This is a genomic window from Amycolatopsis sp. NPDC049691 (assembly GCF_040675005.1).
Taxonomy (GTDB): Bacteria; Actinomycetota; Actinomycetes; order Mycobacteriales; family Pseudonocardiaceae; genus Amycolatopsis.
On sequence record NZ_JBFANX010000032.1, the window covers coordinates 77625 to 92524 of the forward strand.

18 protein-coding genes are annotated in these 14900 nt (G+C 71.9%); 8 read left to right on the forward strand and 10 right to left on the reverse strand.

Going from position 1 to position 14900, the window contains the following annotated elements; all coding sequences use genetic code 11:
* The first annotated feature begins 44 nt into the window (after window positions 1-44).
* A complete protein-coding gene (locus AB0J40_RS43940) occupies window positions 45-740 on the forward strand; it encodes a class I SAM-dependent methyltransferase (protein WP_364465972.1) in 696 nt (231 codons plus the stop codon).
* Here the strand turns inward: AB0J40_RS43940 and AB0J40_RS43945 are convergent, their stop codons facing one another.
* The gene (locus AB0J40_RS43945; RefSeq protein WP_364465974.1) at window positions 741-1802 is read right to left on the reverse strand and encodes a DUF3068 domain-containing protein; all 1062 of its coding nucleotides are present in this window, start codon (window positions 1800-1802) and stop codon (window positions 741-743) included.
* Window positions 1803-2075: 273 nt separating this feature from the next.
* On the opposite strand from AB0J40_RS43945, the gene AB0J40_RS43950 reads away from it, so the two are divergent.
* Complete coding sequence (locus AB0J40_RS43950; protein WP_364465976.1) at window positions 2076-2567, forward strand: hypothetical protein; 492 nt, start codon at window positions 2076-2078, stop codon at window positions 2565-2567.
* Here AB0J40_RS43950 and AB0J40_RS43955 read toward each other — a convergent pair.
* A complete protein-coding gene (locus tag AB0J40_RS43955; protein WP_364465978.1) occupies window positions 2564-3007 on the reverse strand; it encodes a MarR family winged helix-turn-helix transcriptional regulator in 444 nt (147 codons plus the stop codon). The two genes, AB0J40_RS43950 and AB0J40_RS43955, sit on opposite strands and share 4 nt — an antisense overlap.
* A gap of 60 nt (window positions 3008-3067) precedes the next feature.
* Between AB0J40_RS43955 and AB0J40_RS43960 the strand changes: the two genes are divergently transcribed.
* Entirely contained in the window at window positions 3068-4180 is a 1113-nt protein-coding gene (locus AB0J40_RS43960; protein ID WP_364465980.1) for an NAD(P)/FAD-dependent oxidoreductase, read from the forward strand.
* Here AB0J40_RS43960 and AB0J40_RS43965 read toward each other — a convergent pair.
* From AB0J40_RS43965 to AB0J40_RS43980, 4 genes are all read right to left on the reverse strand, one after another.
* Complete coding sequence (locus AB0J40_RS43965; protein WP_364465982.1) at window positions 4177-4383, reverse strand: helix-turn-helix transcriptional regulator; 207 nt, start codon at window positions 4381-4383, stop codon at window positions 4177-4179. The two genes, AB0J40_RS43960 and AB0J40_RS43965, sit on opposite strands and share 4 nt — an antisense overlap.
* Complete coding sequence (locus AB0J40_RS43970; RefSeq protein WP_364465984.1) at window positions 4383-4862, reverse strand: DUF2975 domain-containing protein; 480 nt, start codon at window positions 4860-4862, stop codon at window positions 4383-4385. Before AB0J40_RS43970 ends, AB0J40_RS43965 begins: the two co-directional genes overlap by 1 nt.
* Window positions 4863-4893: 31 nt before the next feature.
* Complete coding sequence (locus tag AB0J40_RS43975) at window positions 4894-6075, reverse strand: helix-turn-helix domain-containing protein (protein WP_364465985.1); 1182 nt, start codon at window positions 6073-6075, stop codon at window positions 4894-4896.
* A gap of 104 nt (window positions 6076-6179) precedes the next feature.
* Window positions 6180-6809 carry a methyltransferase domain-containing protein gene (locus AB0J40_RS43980; protein WP_364465987.1) on the reverse strand — a complete coding sequence of 210 codons (630 nt, stop codon included), beginning with the start codon at window positions 6807-6809 and terminating at the stop codon, window positions 6180-6182.
* Between the two features lie 133 nt (window positions 6810-6942).
* Here AB0J40_RS43980 and AB0J40_RS43985 point away from each other — a divergent pair, with 133 nt between their 5' ends.
* Both AB0J40_RS43985 and AB0J40_RS43990 read left to right on the forward strand, forming a co-directional pair.
* On the forward strand, window positions 6943-8868 hold the full coding sequence (locus AB0J40_RS43985; RefSeq protein ID WP_364465989.1) for a glycosyl hydrolase family 28-related protein: 1926 nt from the start codon (window positions 6943-6945) through the stop codon (window positions 8866-8868).
* A gap of 25 nt (window positions 8869-8893) precedes the next feature.
* Complete coding sequence (locus AB0J40_RS43990; RefSeq protein ID WP_364466036.1) at window positions 8894-9358, forward strand: nitroreductase family deazaflavin-dependent oxidoreductase; 465 nt, start codon at window positions 8894-8896, stop codon at window positions 9356-9358.
* Here AB0J40_RS43990 and AB0J40_RS43995 read toward each other — a convergent pair.
* A complete protein-coding gene (locus AB0J40_RS43995; protein ID WP_364465991.1) occupies window positions 9351-9881 on the reverse strand; it encodes a GNAT family N-acetyltransferase in 531 nt (176 codons plus the stop codon). The two genes, AB0J40_RS43990 and AB0J40_RS43995, sit on opposite strands and share 8 nt — an antisense overlap.
* Window positions 9882-9965: 84 nt before the next feature.
* On the opposite strand from AB0J40_RS43995, the gene AB0J40_RS44000 reads away from it, so the two are divergent.
* The gene (locus tag AB0J40_RS44000; RefSeq protein ID WP_364466038.1) at window positions 9966-11300 is read left to right on the forward strand and encodes a pyridoxal-dependent decarboxylase; all 1335 of its coding nucleotides are present in this window, start codon (window positions 9966-9968) and stop codon (window positions 11298-11300) included.
* Here AB0J40_RS44000 and AB0J40_RS44005 read toward each other — a convergent pair.
* Window positions 11294-11683: a hypothetical protein gene (locus tag AB0J40_RS44005; RefSeq protein ID WP_364465993.1), complete on the reverse strand. Its 390-nt coding sequence runs from the start codon at window positions 11681-11683 to the stop codon at window positions 11294-11296. The two genes, AB0J40_RS44000 and AB0J40_RS44005, sit on opposite strands and share 7 nt — an antisense overlap.
* A 154-nt stretch (window positions 11684-11837) precedes the next feature.
* Between AB0J40_RS44005 and AB0J40_RS44010 the strand changes: the two genes are divergently transcribed.
* Window positions 11838-13025 (forward strand): glycoside hydrolase family 18 protein, encoded by a 1188-nt coding sequence (locus AB0J40_RS44010; protein ID WP_364465995.1) that lies wholly within the window; start codon window positions 11838-11840, stop codon window positions 13023-13025.
* A gap of 60 nt (window positions 13026-13085) precedes the next feature.
* On the opposite strand, the gene AB0J40_RS44015 is transcribed toward AB0J40_RS44010, so the two are convergent.
* Window positions 13086-14246, reverse strand: a complete 1161-nt coding sequence (locus AB0J40_RS44015) for an MFS transporter (protein WP_364465997.1) — start codon at window positions 14244-14246, stop codon at window positions 13086-13088.
* Window positions 14247-14300: 54 nt separating this feature from the next.
* Here AB0J40_RS44015 and AB0J40_RS44020 point away from each other — a divergent pair, with 54 nt between their 5' ends.
* Complete coding sequence (locus AB0J40_RS44020) at window positions 14301-14669, forward strand: MerR family transcriptional regulator (RefSeq protein WP_364465999.1); 369 nt, start codon at window positions 14301-14303, stop codon at window positions 14667-14669.
* On the opposite strand, the gene AB0J40_RS44025 is transcribed toward AB0J40_RS44020, so the two are convergent.
* Window positions 14666-14791: a hypothetical protein gene (locus AB0J40_RS44025; protein WP_364466001.1), complete on the reverse strand. Its 126-nt coding sequence runs from the start codon at window positions 14789-14791 to the stop codon at window positions 14666-14668. The two genes, AB0J40_RS44020 and AB0J40_RS44025, sit on opposite strands and share 4 nt — an antisense overlap.
* Window positions 14792-14900: the final 109 nt, after the last annotated feature.

The following is a 14900-nucleotide window of genomic DNA, read 5'->3' on the forward strand; positions in this document are numbered from 1 at the left end:
ATTCTGTCCTCGACCGGCCGCACCGGGCCACGCTCGGCCGTTCCGTGACGCTCTTCCGCACGTTCCTCACCGAGCAGACCGACCCGGACGGCTTCTATTCCGCGCTGGCCGCCGACTCGGTCCGGCAATTGGCGGCGCACACTCCGCTGTCCGGTCGCACGGTGCTCGACGTCGGCGGCGGCCCGGGGTACTTCTCCGACGCCTTCCGCGCGGCCGGCGCGGTCTACCTCGGCCTCGATCCCGACGTCGGCGAGCTGTCCGCGCGCGGCGAGCCCGGCGAGAACATGATCCGCGCCAGCGGCACGGAACTGCCCGTGCGCAGCGGTTCCGTCGACGTCTGCTACTCGTCCAACGTGCTGGAGCACGTCCGTGAGCCGTGGGTGATGCTCGACGAGATGTGCCGGGTGACCAAGCCCGGCGGCACGGTCTTCGCTTCGTTCACGCCGTGGTTCTCCCCGTGGGGCGGCCACGAGACCGCACCCTGGCATTTCCTCGGCGGGTACTACGCCCGCGCGCGGTATTCCCGGAAAGAGGGGAAGCAGCCGAAGAACAAATTCGGCGAAAGCCTGTTCCCGGTTTCGGTCGGCGCCGCGCTCCGCTGGGCGAAGACGACACCGCTCGCCGATCTGGTGGCCGGGTACCCGCGTTACCACCCGAGCTGGGCGATGTGGGTAGTGCGGATTCCCGGCCTCCGCGAAATCGCGTCGTGGAACCTGGTCCTGGTCCTGCGGAAGCGGTGATCAGGTCCGGGCGAAGACGACCTGGCGCCGCTGCCGCGGGGCGGGCGGCTCGGCCGGGCGGCGGCGGACCAGCAGCACGATCGCGACGATGATCAGCACGCCGCCGCCGATGCCGAGCCAGAGCGGGCCGGTGGTGGACAGGAACTCCAGCTTGCCCTTGTTCGCGTTCACCTGGTCGACCATCTGCGAGATCGTCTTGCCGTTGTAGGCGAGGGTTCCGTCGAACACGACCGCCGCGCTGGTCAGGGTGCGCAGTTCCTGGTGCTGCTGTTGCTGCTGCTTGACCTCGATCCCGGTGACCGGCTCCACCCACATCGTGTTCACGCCGCGGTAGTAGAGGTCGGCGTCCACGGTGGACTGCTGGGAGCCGACCAGCGAGCCGGGCACCTTCTTCGAGTCGAGCTTCGTGTCCGGGATCTCCTGGACGAACTTGTAGGTCTCGATCCCGTTCACCGTCTCGGTGCCGGCGTAGCGTGCGGTGACGGCCGCGCCGGTGTTGTCGTCGTAGACCTTGTAGTCCTTCTGCTCGGTGCCGAAGGGGAACTTGAAGTTCAGGCCGGGCTGCGCCTTCTCGATGTTCGTCTCCGGCGGCTTCTGGCCGTCCTTGTCGGCCTTGTCCTTCAGCTCGGTGACGTAGCTGCTGTTCGCGGCGCACATCGGGTCGGACGCGCCGCGCGGGTCGTAGCCCTCGCCGGTGCGCCGGTCGAAGCAGACCTGCCGCTTGCTCGCGCTGAGCACCGTGCCGTCGGCGTCGTCGGTGACCTGCACCGCGAGCAGCCAGACCGCGTAGTCGGTGTCCTGGTGCATCTCGGGCGCGGCGAAGTTCGCCTGCACGTGCGCCACCGCGGTCAGCTTGGCGTTCTCGCGGATGGTCGAGACCGGGCCGGAGCCGTCGTCGGTGACGGCGAGGACCTTGCTCGCGGTGCCCTCGAGCACCGACGTGGAGTCCTGGTCCAGCGGCACTTTCGCGAGCTTCGGGTAGACGTAGGTGGGGAGGAGCACCGCCCCCGCGGCGGCGAAGACGCCCAGTGCCAGCAAGATCAGGCCGAAAGCACGTCGCAACGGTCCTCCTGGGTCGTCCTCGTCGACAGCACAAATTACCCGGCGGTAATCAGTGCTGCGGATAGTGGCCCGCGCCACGCCGCGCGTCAAAGTGTGACCGGCGGTCACAGACTCCCGGTGCCACCGGAAGGTCGCATGTGCGCGCCCGTTCGGACCAAGCGACCAAACATGTTTGTTCCCGGGCACAACGGGCACGGGCCCACCATCGGACGATCCTCACTCCGCCGCGCCGGACCGCAAAGGAGAGAATCCCTTTTGGCACAGGACCCTTCGATGGTCGCCATCGCGGCCACCGCGCGCTGGCGGGCCCGGATCGTGGCGGCGGCCGCGAGCGCGGGGATCACGCTGACCGACCCGCTGGCCGGCGTGCCCGGCATCCGGCTGCTCGCCTGCACCCCCGGCGACCTGGGCGTGATCGTGCCGCGGTTGGGCGCCGAGCCGTCCCCGGCGGCGATCGGCGCGCATTCGGACTCCATCGCCGACCGCGAGCTGCGCGACGCCGTCGCCGACGTGGCGGCGCTGCTTTCCCTGCACGGCAACGTGGTGCTCGACCTCGACGCGGGCGGCCGCCGCCGCGCGCCCGCCCGGCCGGACGTGGTCGTCTCGGCCGGTGTGGACCGTCCCCAGTGGACGGAGCCGGCGGTGACGCTCCCGGTGGGCACGGACCGGCGCGGGGGTCCGCTCACGGTGGCGCTCACCGCCGGTCCCGGCTTCGAAGGGACGCTGCTGGAACTGGCCCGGCTGGTGGAGGCGGACGCCGCCTAGCCGTCGGACGGGTCCTCCTGCGCGACGAACCGGCTCAGCAGCTCGTGCAGCCGGCGCCGGTCCGCGTCGTCGAACACCTTCAGCAGCCCCGTCATCGCCTCGCCGAACAGGGCGTCCGCCTCGTCGAGCCGTCGCTCGCCCTCCTCGGTGATCACCAGTTCGTACGCCCGCCGATCGCTCGGGGAACGCCTGCGCCGCAGCAGGTTCCGGCGCTCGAGGTCGTCGACGATGCGGACCAGGGTGGACTTGTCGACCCCGAGCACCGCGCCGACCTCACGCTGGCTGCGGACGCCGCCCGCGCGGACCGTCGCCAGCACCCCGGCGTGCTGCAGCTCGATTCCCGCCGGGCGCGCCGCGTCGTTGGCGTGCGCGCGGGCCAGCCGGTGGGCGCGGTAGAGCAGCATCCCGATCGCGGCCGGGTCGGCCGGTTGAGCGTCCATGGCGGGAATGCTAGCATCCGAGACAGTCTCAGTTGAGACAATCTCATTACGGGGGTAATCATGCGAGTCCTGATCAGCGGCGCCGGGCTGGCCGGCCCGTGCCTGGCCCACGGCCTGCGCCGGCACGGCGTCGACGTCCTGCTCTTCGAACGGGACGCCGCCGTCGACGCCCGCGCGCAGGGCTACCGGATCCACATCGGCGGCGACGGTGACGCGGCCCTGCGCGAATGGCTGCCCGCCGAGGCGTACGAGCAGGCCGTGGCGACGTCCTGCCGGACCGGGCGCGGGGTCGCCGTGGCCGGCCCCGACCTGGGGACCTTCACCGACATCCCGCTGCCGCCGGGCACCGCCGGGATCACCGTCGACCGGCTGACGCTGCGCCGGATCATGCTGCGCGACCTGGCCGGCTGCACCCGCTTCGGTGCCGAGTTCGCCGGCTACACCCCGCTCGACGGCGGCGGGGTGCGCGTCCGGTTCGCCGACGGCCGCACCGAAGACGGCGACCTGCTCGTCGCCGCCGACGGAGCCGGTTCCGGCATCCGCCGCCAGTTGCTGCCGGACTTCCCGGTGACCATCGACGACGCCCGGCTCATCTACGGCCGCACGCCGCTCACCGCCGAGACCCGCGACCTGACCCCGGCCGCGGCGCTCGAAGGCTTCCTCGGCGTGGCCGGCCCGGAGGGCCGCCGGCTGGCCCTCGCCGCGCAGCGCTTCCGGCGTGACCCGGCCGAGTTCGGCTTCCCGCCGGGCGAGGACTACGTCATGTGGGCCGTGACCGCGCCGTCGGCGGCGTTCGGCCCGGACTTCTTCCGGCTGGGCGCTGGCGAGCTGACGGACCTGGCGGCCGAGGCGCTCGGCGGCTGGCACCCGTCGCTGCCCGCGCTGGTCCGGCGAGGCGACCCGGCCCACGTCCTGGCGGCAAGCGTGTACACCTCCGAGCGGCCCGAGCCGTGGTCACCGGGCCCGGTGACGCTCGTGGGCGACGCGGCCCACCCGATGCCGCCCGCCGGCGTGAGCGCGGGAGTGGCGCTGCACGACGCGGGCCTGCTGGCCGGCCGGCTGGTCTCGGGGGCGCCGCTGCTCGACGCCGTCGCGGAGTACGAGAAGGAGATGCTCGACCACGGTTTCGCCGCGGCCGCTCTCGCGGCCCGCAACCACCGGGGCGAGCACTAGTCGTCGACCCACTCCAGCAGGTCGCCGGGCTGGCAGCCGAGGACCCGGCACATCGCCTCCAGCGTGCTGAACCGCACCGCCTTCGCCCGCCCGTTCTTCAGCACCGCCACGTTGGCCGGCGTCAGCCCGACCTTCTCGGCGAACTCCCCGACGCTCATCTTGCGCTTGGCCAGCTCGACGTCGATGCGCACGACGATCGCCATCAGATGACCGCTTCCATGTCGGACCGCAGCGTCGTGGCCTGGCGCAGCAGCGCGCGCATGACCACCATCAGCAGGCCGAGCACGGTGATCCCGACGGTCACCAGGAACAGCACCATCGGCATCCCGGGGTCGTCGGCGTTGAAGCCGACGAAGAGCAGCATGCCGACGAAGACCAGCCACGCGGCGGCGATGGCCCAGACGATCAGGTCGACCCACTTCAGGGACGCGGTGGTGAAGATCCGGTCCTTCTTGACCAGCGTCAGCAGCTGCCAGGTCGCGACGAGCACCACCTGGACGCACAGCACGAGGAACACGGCGATGGCGGTCAGGGGCCAGCGCAGCGGAGCGTCGTGCGGGTTCTGCTGCGTGTGGTAGGCGATCCCGCCCGGCAGCGACAGCGTCTGGAACACGAGGAGGACGCCGAAGAGCACGACGAGGAACACTCTGAGCCCGCGAACGGCCCACTTCTCGGAAATCATGTGCCGACTATCGCTTGATATCTATCGAAAGTCAATCGGTCGAGTCGGGATCGAGACGCACCGACTCCAGTGCGACGTACAGCTCGCCGATGTCCACGGGGTCGGTCAGGTCCCGCTTGGTCAGGTCCTGCACCCGGCGCAGCCGGTACCGGACCGTGTTGGGGTGCACGAACAACCGGTCCGCGGCCTCCTTCGCCGAACCGTGGCCGGCGAACCACGCCAGCAGCGTGTCGAGCAGGACCTTCCGTTCCGCGCCGGGCAGGGCGAGCACGCCGGCCAGCGCCGAGCGCACCACGTCGCGGGCCATGCCGGGGGCCGCGGCGACCAGCGTCGTCACCGGCGAGTCGCCGAACACGACCACGCCCGCCGTCGCTGCCGGCAGCGAGCGGCGCGCGATCCGGGCGCGGTGCAGCGCGTCCGGGACGTCGGGGAACCCGCTGAACGGCTTGCTCATCCCGGCCGCGACCGGCAGCGAGCCCAGCACTTCCCGCAGCCGCCGGACGTCTTCGATCCGGTCGATCGCCACCAGGCCCGCCTCGCCGCCCGGCCGCCACGCCGACCGCCAGCGGCGGGCCCGCAGCAGCGCCTCGACCGTGTCGTGCTCGTCGGGTTCGACGCGCTCGGTGACCACCGCGACGAACATCCCCGCGGTCGGCAGACCCAGCTCCCGCGCGGCGGCCTCCATGTCGGCCTGGCTCGCGAGCCGGCCGCGCAGCAGGTCGTCGAGCAGCCGCACGTTGGCGTGCGACGGCTCGGCCGCGACCTCTTCGTACGCCGTCGTCAGCGCGTCCGAATAGAGGTCGATCGCCTTCCAGACGTAGGAGTTGATCTCGATCGTCCGGGTGGGGTTGAGGAACTCCGGGCCGGCCAGCTCGAGCAGGGCCTCGTAGACGAACGTGCCGCCGATCCGGAAGGCGCGCAGCACAGCGGGCAGCGGGATGCCCTGCCGCGCCTGGACGAGCCCGGTCTTGCGGGCGGCGTCGAGGGCGAGGCCGCGGCCCTCGGCCACCGCGGACAGCGCGCGTTCGAGGTTGGCGTGGCAGACCTGCCGCAGTTCGTCCGGCGCGACGTGGTCGACCTGCCGGTAGAACTCGTCCTCTTCACTCAGCAGCCGGGCGAGCCGGTCGGCGAACTCGGGCAATCTGGCCAGCATCTCGCGCACCAGCTCGCGGTGTTCGCGAGGTACCGGCCTGGCGAGAGCTTCGATGCCCATTCCTCACTTTAGCTCGGGTCCCCGGCGCGGGACATGCACGAACTTGAGCAAAATTCATGTCCACCGGGTGATCGGCCCGGTGAGGGGTTGACGCCACGATCGACTCACGAAGGGCGGCGCGCGGTGAGGTAGACGTGCGGCTCGGGGCCCGCCTCCGGGTGGTCGGGCACGAACATCGCCTCTTCTTCGCGGACGATCTCCAGTCCGGCGGCGCGGAGCTTTTCCTTCAGCGCTTCGGCGGTGAAGCTGCTCGCGCGGACCGGGTGTCCCATGAAGACGATGTCGACGCCGTCCACGTCGGCGGGCACGGTCGCGAAGACGAGCAGGCCGCCGGGCTTCAGCCACGCCGCCATCCGGCCGATCATCGTGTCCTGGTCGGCGCGGGGGAGCTGCAGCATCGAGAAGAATGCCGTGATCGCGTCCCACGAGCCGTCCTCGAAGGCCAGTGCGCGCATGTCGCCGACCTCGAACCGCGCCGCGGGCACCTGGGCGCGGGCGATCTCGACCATCTTCGGTGCGACGTCGTACCCGGTGACCGCGCAGCCGGCGGCGGCGAGCGCCTCCGCGGTCGGGCGTCCGGTCCCGGAACCGAGGTCGAGCACGGTCGCGCCCGCGGGCAGCCGTTCGGCCAGCGCGGTGAGCGCGGCTCGCTGCTCGGCCAGGTTCCGGAAGGCGTGTTCGTAGTCCGTGCCGAGGGCGTCGAACACTTCGGCGGCGGTTTCGGGACGCGTCATGGGCTTACCTTGCCAGACCGACGGATTTCGCAATGAATCGACTTCTTCTTGCAAATTCAGGGCAAAGCCTTGTTTGATCTGCGAGCGTGACTTAATCTTCCGCGGCAGTCCCTCCGGCGAAACGAGGCCCTGGATGTCGCGACGCACCTTCGGAGCCGCGCTCGTCGCGGTCACCGCTCTCGTGTCGGTGGCCGCACCGGCGGCCGCCGCTGACCGGCCGATCGTGACGCGCGCGGCGCTCGACCCCGCGCTGGTCGCCGGGCGCGGGGCCGGTGTCGGCTTCCTGGAACAGGAAGCGGAAAACGCGCGCACCGACGGCGTCGTGATCGGGCCCGGCCGCTCGGCCTACACGCTCCCGGCGGAGGCGTCCGGCCGCCGGGCCGTGAAACTGGCACCGGGGCAGTACGTCGAGTTCACGCTGCCGGCCGCGGCGAACGCGATCACCGTCCGCTACAGCATTCCGGACGCCCCGCGCGGCGGCGGGATCACCGCGCCGCTCGACGTCACCGTGAACGGCGCGCACCGCCAGCGGATGACGCTGACCTCGCAGTACTCCTGGCTGTACAACCAGTACCCCTTCACGAACGACCCGGAAGCGGACCTGCTGCACCCGGACTGGTGGATCACCGAGTGCTCGTGCGTGCCCGCGGCGACCACGCCCGCGCCGGTGATCGCGAAACCGTTCCGCCCCAGCCACTTCTACGACGAACAGCGGCTGCTGCTCGGCCGTTCGTACCAGGCGGGGGACAAGGTGCGGCTCACCGCGTCGGCGGGTGCCGAGTGGACGGTCGTCGACCTGCTCGACTCCGAACTCGTCTCGCCGCCGCGCGTGCTTCCCTTCGCGGCCAACGCGCTGCTCTTCGGTGCCGACCCGACCGGACACCGGGACTCGGCCGACGCCCTCGACCGGGCCATCGCCTTCGCGCGGCGAGCGCACCTGAAGGTGTACCTGCCGCCCGGTACCTACCGGGTCGACCGGCACGTCATCGTCGACGACGTCACGATCGAAGGCGCCGGCAGCTGGTACACGATCCTCAAGGGCCACGGCGTCGGCGTCTACGGCAAGGAGGCGAGCGCCGGGGGCAGCCACGACGTCCACCTCTCCGGCTTCGCGATCGAGGGCGACGTCCGGGAACGCGTCGACACCGACCAGGTCAACGCGGTCGGCGGCGCGCTCGGCGACTCCACTGTGGACTCGCTGTACCTGCATCACACCAAGGTCGGCCTGTGGTTCGACGGGCCCATGTCCCGCACGCGGATCACGAACAACGTCATCGCCGACCAGATCGCCGACGGCCTGAACTTCCACACCGGAGTCACGGATTCGGTGGTGGCGAACAACTTCCTGCGCAACACCGGCGACGACGGCCTGGCCATGTGGTCGGAGGAGGCGCAGGACGCGCGGAACACGTTCGACCACAACACGGTCCAGACGCCGGTGCTGGCCAACGGGATCGCGCTCTACGGCGGGGCCGGCAACGTCGTCTCGGCGAACCTGGTCGCCGACCCGATCCGCGAGGGCAGCGCCATCCAGGTGGGCACGCGGTTCGGCGCCCAACCGTTCGAGGGCAGCCTGCGGATCGCGGACAACACGACCGTCCGGGCGGGCACGTTCGAGCTGAACTGGAAGATCGGGCTCGGCGCAATCTGGTTCTACGCGCTGGAAAAGGACATCGCCGCGGACATCTCGGTGACCGGCGACCACTTCCTCGACAACACCTACAACGCGATCATGCTGGTCAGCGACTTCCCGGTGAAGGACAAGTACTCGATCAGCGGGCTGCGGTTCGCAGACCTGCGCGTGGACGGCACGGGAACGTCGGTGCTCAGCGCCCGGTCGGCGGGCTCGGCGTCGTTCCGGAACGTGGCCGCGCGGGGCGTCGGCGCGGTCGGCGTCAACAACTGCGGGTCGTTCAACTTCCCGCCGACGGGCTCGGAGTTCGCGCTGACCGACCTCGGCGGCAACGGCGGCTGGCTCGCGCCGTGGCTCCTGCCGAACACGATCACCTGCGACGACCGGCCGCCGGTCGTGCCGCCCCCGCCGCCGTCGGGGTGGTGACCGCTAGGGTTTCGCCGTGGCTGGTTTGCGGGGTGTCTTCGCCGGGTTCGGCAAGAGCAGGGCGTTCGCGGTGCTCGGGCGGGCGCTCGTGCCCGCCGACCGGGTGCTGCTGCGGGTGACCGGCGGCCGGGTCGGGGTCGGCGCGGCGGTCGGGCTGCGGACGCTGCTGCTGACCACGGTCGGCCGCCGCAGCGGCGAACCCCGGCAGGTGCCGCTGCTCTACGTCGAGCGCGGCGGCGGGTACGTCGTCATCGGCTCGAACTGGGGCGGCGAGGCACACCCGGCGTGGTCGGCGAACCTGCTGGCCCAGCCGAAGGCGACCGCCGCGATCGGCGGCCGGACCGTCGAGGTCACCGGCCGGCTCCTGACCGGGGACGAGCGTCAGGAGATGTGGGACGCGGTCGCGTCCTACTGGCCGGCCTACGACCGCTACGCCGTCCGCGCCGCCGGCCGCGAAATCCGCGTCTTCCTGCTGGAGCCGGTCAGATGAGGTCGGTGTGCCGGATCCGGTACACCTGCAGCCGCAGGTTGTAGTACTTCTCGGTCTCGCCGACCCACTGCATGCCGAGCCGCTTCGCGACGGCGATGGCGCGCGTGTTGTTCGGCCGCGCGACGGCGAAGAGCTCTTCGGTGTCCTGGGTGAACGCCCACTCGATCAGCGCGGTCGCCGCCTCCGACGCGTAGCCCTTCCCCCAGACGCCGGGAGCGAGCTGCCAGCTGAGCTCCAGGTCCTCTTCGAACGGCGGCAGCAGCCGGATGCCGAGGCCGCCGATCACCACGCCGTCCTCCTTGCGCTCGATGGCCCACCGCCCGCGCGGCGGCGGCAGGTTCGGCTGCGCCTCCTGCCAGGCGTTCAGCACCGCGCGCATCGCGCCGATGTCGCCGACGCGGTCCATGGCCGGGGTCAGCCAGTGCGTGACGTCTTCCGCGCCGTAGATGCCGTACGCGGCTTCGGCGTCTTCCACCGTCCAGTCCCGGATCACGAGCCGGTCGGTGCTCAGCGGGGTCTCCATACCAGGACGCTACGCCGCGCGGCCCAAGATTGTTCCCGGCTCCGGCGCACGTCACTCCGGGCTTACAGTCACCTCGTGGAAGAACTGCGTGATCTCCTGGCCCGCGCCGCCGAACTGGTCGCCGGCCACCGGGCCGGCCTCGGCGACCGCCCGGTGGCCCGGCCCGTCGACCCGGAAACCCTGCGCGCGGGGTTCGGGCAGCTCCGCGACGCGCCCACCCCGCCGGCCACCGTCCTCGAAGAACTCGCGAAAGCCGCCGAGCCCGGGCTGGTCGCCACCGCCGGGCCGCGGTTCTTCGGCTTCGTCGTCGGGGGTGCGCTGCCCGCCGCCACCGCCGCCGACGTCCTCGCCGCCGGCTGGGACCAGAACGCCTTCAACGCCGTTCTCTCACCCGCCGCGGCCGCTGCCGAACAGGCCGCCGGGGACTGGCTCAAGGACCTGCTCGGCCTGCCCGCCACCGCGTCCGCCGGCTTCGTCACCGGTGGGCAGGCCGCGAACACCGTCGGGCTGGCCGCAGCCCGGCACCACGTGCTCGCCGAGGCGGGCTGGGACGTCGAGCGCGACGGGCTCGCCGGCGCCCCGCGCGTCCGCGTCGTCGCGAGCGAGGAGCGGCACGCCACCGTCGACCGCGCCCTGCGGCTGCTCGGGTTCGGCACCCGGGCCGTGGTCCCGGTGAAGGCGAAACCCGACGGTGCCATCGACATCGGCGACCTCGCGGCCAAGGTCGACGGACCCACCATCGTCTGCCTGCAGGCGGGCAACGTGAACACCGGTGCCTGCGACGACATCCGGGCCGCCCGCGCGGTCGCCGAGAACGCGTGGATCCACGTCGACGGCGCCTTCGGTCTCTGGGCCGCCGCCAACCCGAAGACCGCGAGCCTCCTCGACGGCGTCGAGCTGGCCGACTCCTGGGCCTGCGACGGGCACAAGTGGCTCAACGTCCCGTACGACTCGGGGTTCGTCTTCTGTGCGCGCCCGGACGTCCACGCCGAGGCGATCGCCTACCGCGCCGCCTACCTGACCGGCGCCGGCGAGGTGTCCGGCATGGGCGACCTGACGCTGGAGTCGTCGCGCCGCGCCCGCGGCTTCGCGGTCTGGGCCGCGCTGCGCGAACTGGGCCGCGACGGGGTCGCCGAGCTCGTCGACCGCTGCTGCCGGCTGGCCCGCCGTTTCGCCGCGGCCCTCGCCGACGGCGGGGCCGAAATCGCCAACGACGTCGTCCTGAACCAGGTCCTCGTGTCCTTCGGCGACGACACCGACGCGATCATCGAGCGGGTGCAGCGCGACGGCACCTGCTGGCTCGGCGGAACCACCTGGCGCGGCCGCCGGTACCTCCGGATTTCGGTGTCCGGCTGGACGACGACGGAGGCGGACGTCGACCGTTCGGCCGCGGCGATCCTCCGGCTGGCCCGTCAGTAGCCTTCGCGCACCGAAAGCGGGTCCGTCCGCCAGCCGATCCGTTTCTCCGCCCCGGTCGGCCAGCTCGACGACAGCCGCCGCCGGACGCTGCCGAGCGCGCCCAGCCGCCCGAGGTCCACCCGGGAACCCTGCGCTGCCAACGATGTCACCTCGGCCGGGGTGAGCGGGACGAAGTCGAAGTACTGCGCGTCCTCGCCGGACCGGTGGACGAACTCCGTGAAGATCGCGGCGAAACCCTGGCGGCACTCCGGACATTCGCGCAGCGAAATGCCGAAGTGGGACTGTTCGATCAGGCGGTGGGTTTCGCGCAGGCGGGTCGTGCAGAAGGCCAGCGCGGTGAGGGCGTCTTCGCCGGAACAGCGGGCGCAGCCGAACTCGGTCATCGGCCGATCATGCCACGCCGTGAATTCGCGCCCGCCTGTGGTGCCATCGCGAAACCTTTGCCCACAACGTTTCGCTCTGGTCCCCAGTGGTCTGGACCTGTTAGCCTCGGCGCGTCCGCTGGCCGGTCCGCCGAAGGGAAAGCTTGTGCACCGCATGAGAAAGGGCCTTGCCGCCGCCGCGCTGGCGCTGGCCGGCGCCTCCGTCGTCGCGCCGCCCGCCGCCGAAGCGGGGCCGTCCCAGGGCAAGGTGATGGCCTACTTCGCCGACTGGGACGTCTACGCCCGCAACTACCACGTCAAGGACATCGAGACGTCCGGGTCGGCCGCGAAGCTGACCCACATCAACTACGCGTTCGGCAACGTCACGGGCGGCGGCTGCGCCGTCGGCGACCCGTGGGCCGACCACGACATGCCCTACGACGCCACCACGAGCGTCACCGGCCAGGCCGACAGCGGCACGCTGCACGGCAGCTTCAACCAGCTCCTCGAGCTGAAGAAGCTGCACCCGAAGCTGAAGGTGCTGTGGTCGTTCGGCGGCTGGACCTGGTCGGCCGGCTTCGGTGCGGCGGCCAAGAACCCCGAGGCGTTCGCCGAATCCTGCTACAACCTCGTCAACGACCCGCGGTGGGCGGGGGTCTTCGACGGCATCGACATCGACTGGGAGTACCCCAACGCCTGCGGCAACACCTGCGACACCAGCGGGCCGAAGGCGTTCACGGCGCTGGTCAAGGCGCTGCGGGCGAAGTTCGGGCGCCAGCTCGTCACCGCCGCGATCACCGCGGACGGTTCGAAGGACGGCAAGATCGACGCCACCGACTACGGCAGCGCGAGCCGGTACCTCGACTGGTACAACGTGATGACCTACGACTACTTCGTCGCGGGCGGCCAGCCGACCGGGCCCACCGCGCCGCATTCGCCGCTGCGGTCCTACCCGGGCATCCCGCACGCCGGGTACTACGCCGACGCAGCGCTCCAGAAGCTGCGCCACCAGGGCGTTCCGTCGTCGAAGATGTTGCTGGGCCTCGGGTTCTACGGCCGCGGCTGGGACGGCGTGACGCAGAAGCAGCCCGGCGGCACCGCGACCGGCCCGGCGCCGGGCACGTACGAGGCGGGCGTCGAGGACTACAAGGTCCTCAAGACCACGTGTCCCGCCAACGGCAAGGTCGCCGGTACGGCGTACGCGAAGTGCGGTTCGCAGTGGTGGAGCTACGACACGCCGGAGACGGCGTCGGCGAAGGCCGGGTACGCGAAGTCGCAGGGGCTCGGCGGGGTGTTCGCCTGGGAGCTCTCGGGCGACACCGCGAACGCGGAACTGCTGCGGGCCATCGCCGGCCGCTGCTGACCCGGCCCGTCGAAGAAGCTGGAGGGCCCGGGCGCGAACCCGCCCGGGCCCTTCGTCCACTCAGGACGACGCCGGGAAGCCGTGCCGCCGCGCGCCGAGCACGACGGCGAGCACCGGCAGCAGGAGCAGCAGCAGCGTCCAGGGGAACGACGTGGGGCCGGCGGCGTCGAGCAGGACGCCGCCGAGCACGCCGCCCGCGGCCATCGCCGCGTTCCACAGCGTGACGAGCATGGCCTGCGCGTTGTCCGCCGCGTCGCCGCCCGCGGTGCCGGCGGCGGTCTGCAGGAGCGTCGGGACGCCGCCCCAGCCGAGGCCCCACAGCGCGACGGCGGTGTAGACCAGCGCCGGGCTGCCGGCCGCGGTCGCCAAGAGCGTCGCGGCGACGGCGACCAGGATGGTGCCGACGACGGTCAGGGTGCGCAGTGCGCGGTCGATCCGCGCGCCGACGATCCAGATGCCCGCCATCGACGCGACGCCGAAGACCAGCAGGACGACGTCGACCGCGTCGCCCATCCCGGCGTGGCCGAGGAACGCGGCGACGTAGGTGTAGAGCACGGTGTGCGCCAGCACGAACACCAGCGTCACGAACAGCACGGGCGCGACGCCGGGCACGGCCAGCGTGCGCAGCACCGGCACCCTCTTGCCTGATTGCCCCGGCTGGTCCGGGACCTTGAGGACGATCCAGGGGAGCAGCGCCACGGCGATCGCCGACATGACGCCGAACGCCGAGCGCCAGCCGAGCAGGCCGCCGAGGAACGTCCCGGCCGGGATGCCGAGCGAGAGCGCCAGCGGGATGCCCGCCATCACGATCGCGATCGCCCGGCCCTGGTTTCCCGGGGCGAGCCGCCGGGCGTACCCGGCCAGCAGCGCCCAGACGACGCCCGCGGCGACGCCGGCGACGAACCGGGCGATCATCGTCAACGGGTAGCTCGCGGACAGCGCCGTCACGGTGTTGGCGACGGCGAACCCGGCCACCCCGGCCAGCAGCAAGCGCTTGCGGGACCAGGTCGCGGTGGCCGCGGCGAGCGGGATCGCGGTGAGGGCCGTGCCGAGGGCGTAGACCGTCACGGCCTGGCCCGCCGCGGACTCGCCGACGCCGAGGCCGGCGCTCATGCCGGGCAGCACGCCGGCGGGCAGCGCCTCGGTGAGCACGGTGACGAACGCGGCGGTGGTGAGGGCGAGGAGGGCGGGGGTCTGTCGGCGGACTTCGGTGCTCGTCATGCCGCTATGCTCGAACCCTCACATACATGTGAAGGTCTACGTGAGGTGGGGCACATGCGGATCGGCGAGCTCGCGGAGCGGACGGGGACGTCGCGGCGGCTGCTCCGGTACTACGAGGAGCAGGGCCTGATCATCGCCTCGCGCGGGGCGAACGGCTACCGCGACTACGACGAGCCGACGGTCGACCGGGTGATCCAGGTCCGCGGGCTGCTCGACGCCGGGCTGCCCACCCGGATCATCAAGCAGATCCTGCCCTGCCTCGACAAGCCCCGCGCGATCTACTTCCCGGACGCGACCCCGGAGATGATCGCGACGCTGGAGCAGGAGCGCGACCGCATGGCGCGGCGGGCGGAGTGCCTGCTGCGCAACCGCGACGCGATCGCCGAGTACCTCGACGCGGTGCGCGAGTACAACCGGGTCTAGTCCGGTTCGTCCGGCGTCCGCACCCAGTGCAGGGTGTCGGCTTCGGGCCACCAGCCGGCGGGTTCCGGCCGGGGACGCGCCCCTTCTTCGGCCCACCAGCGCGGCGGCGCGTCCTCTCCCATGGCGTCGACGGTAGGAGGGCGGCGGGGCCGGGCACACCGGTCGAGGGCGGCCAACGTCCGGTTCCGGCCGGTCTCGCCGGTGGCCGGAAGCGGACAGTGGCCGAACCCG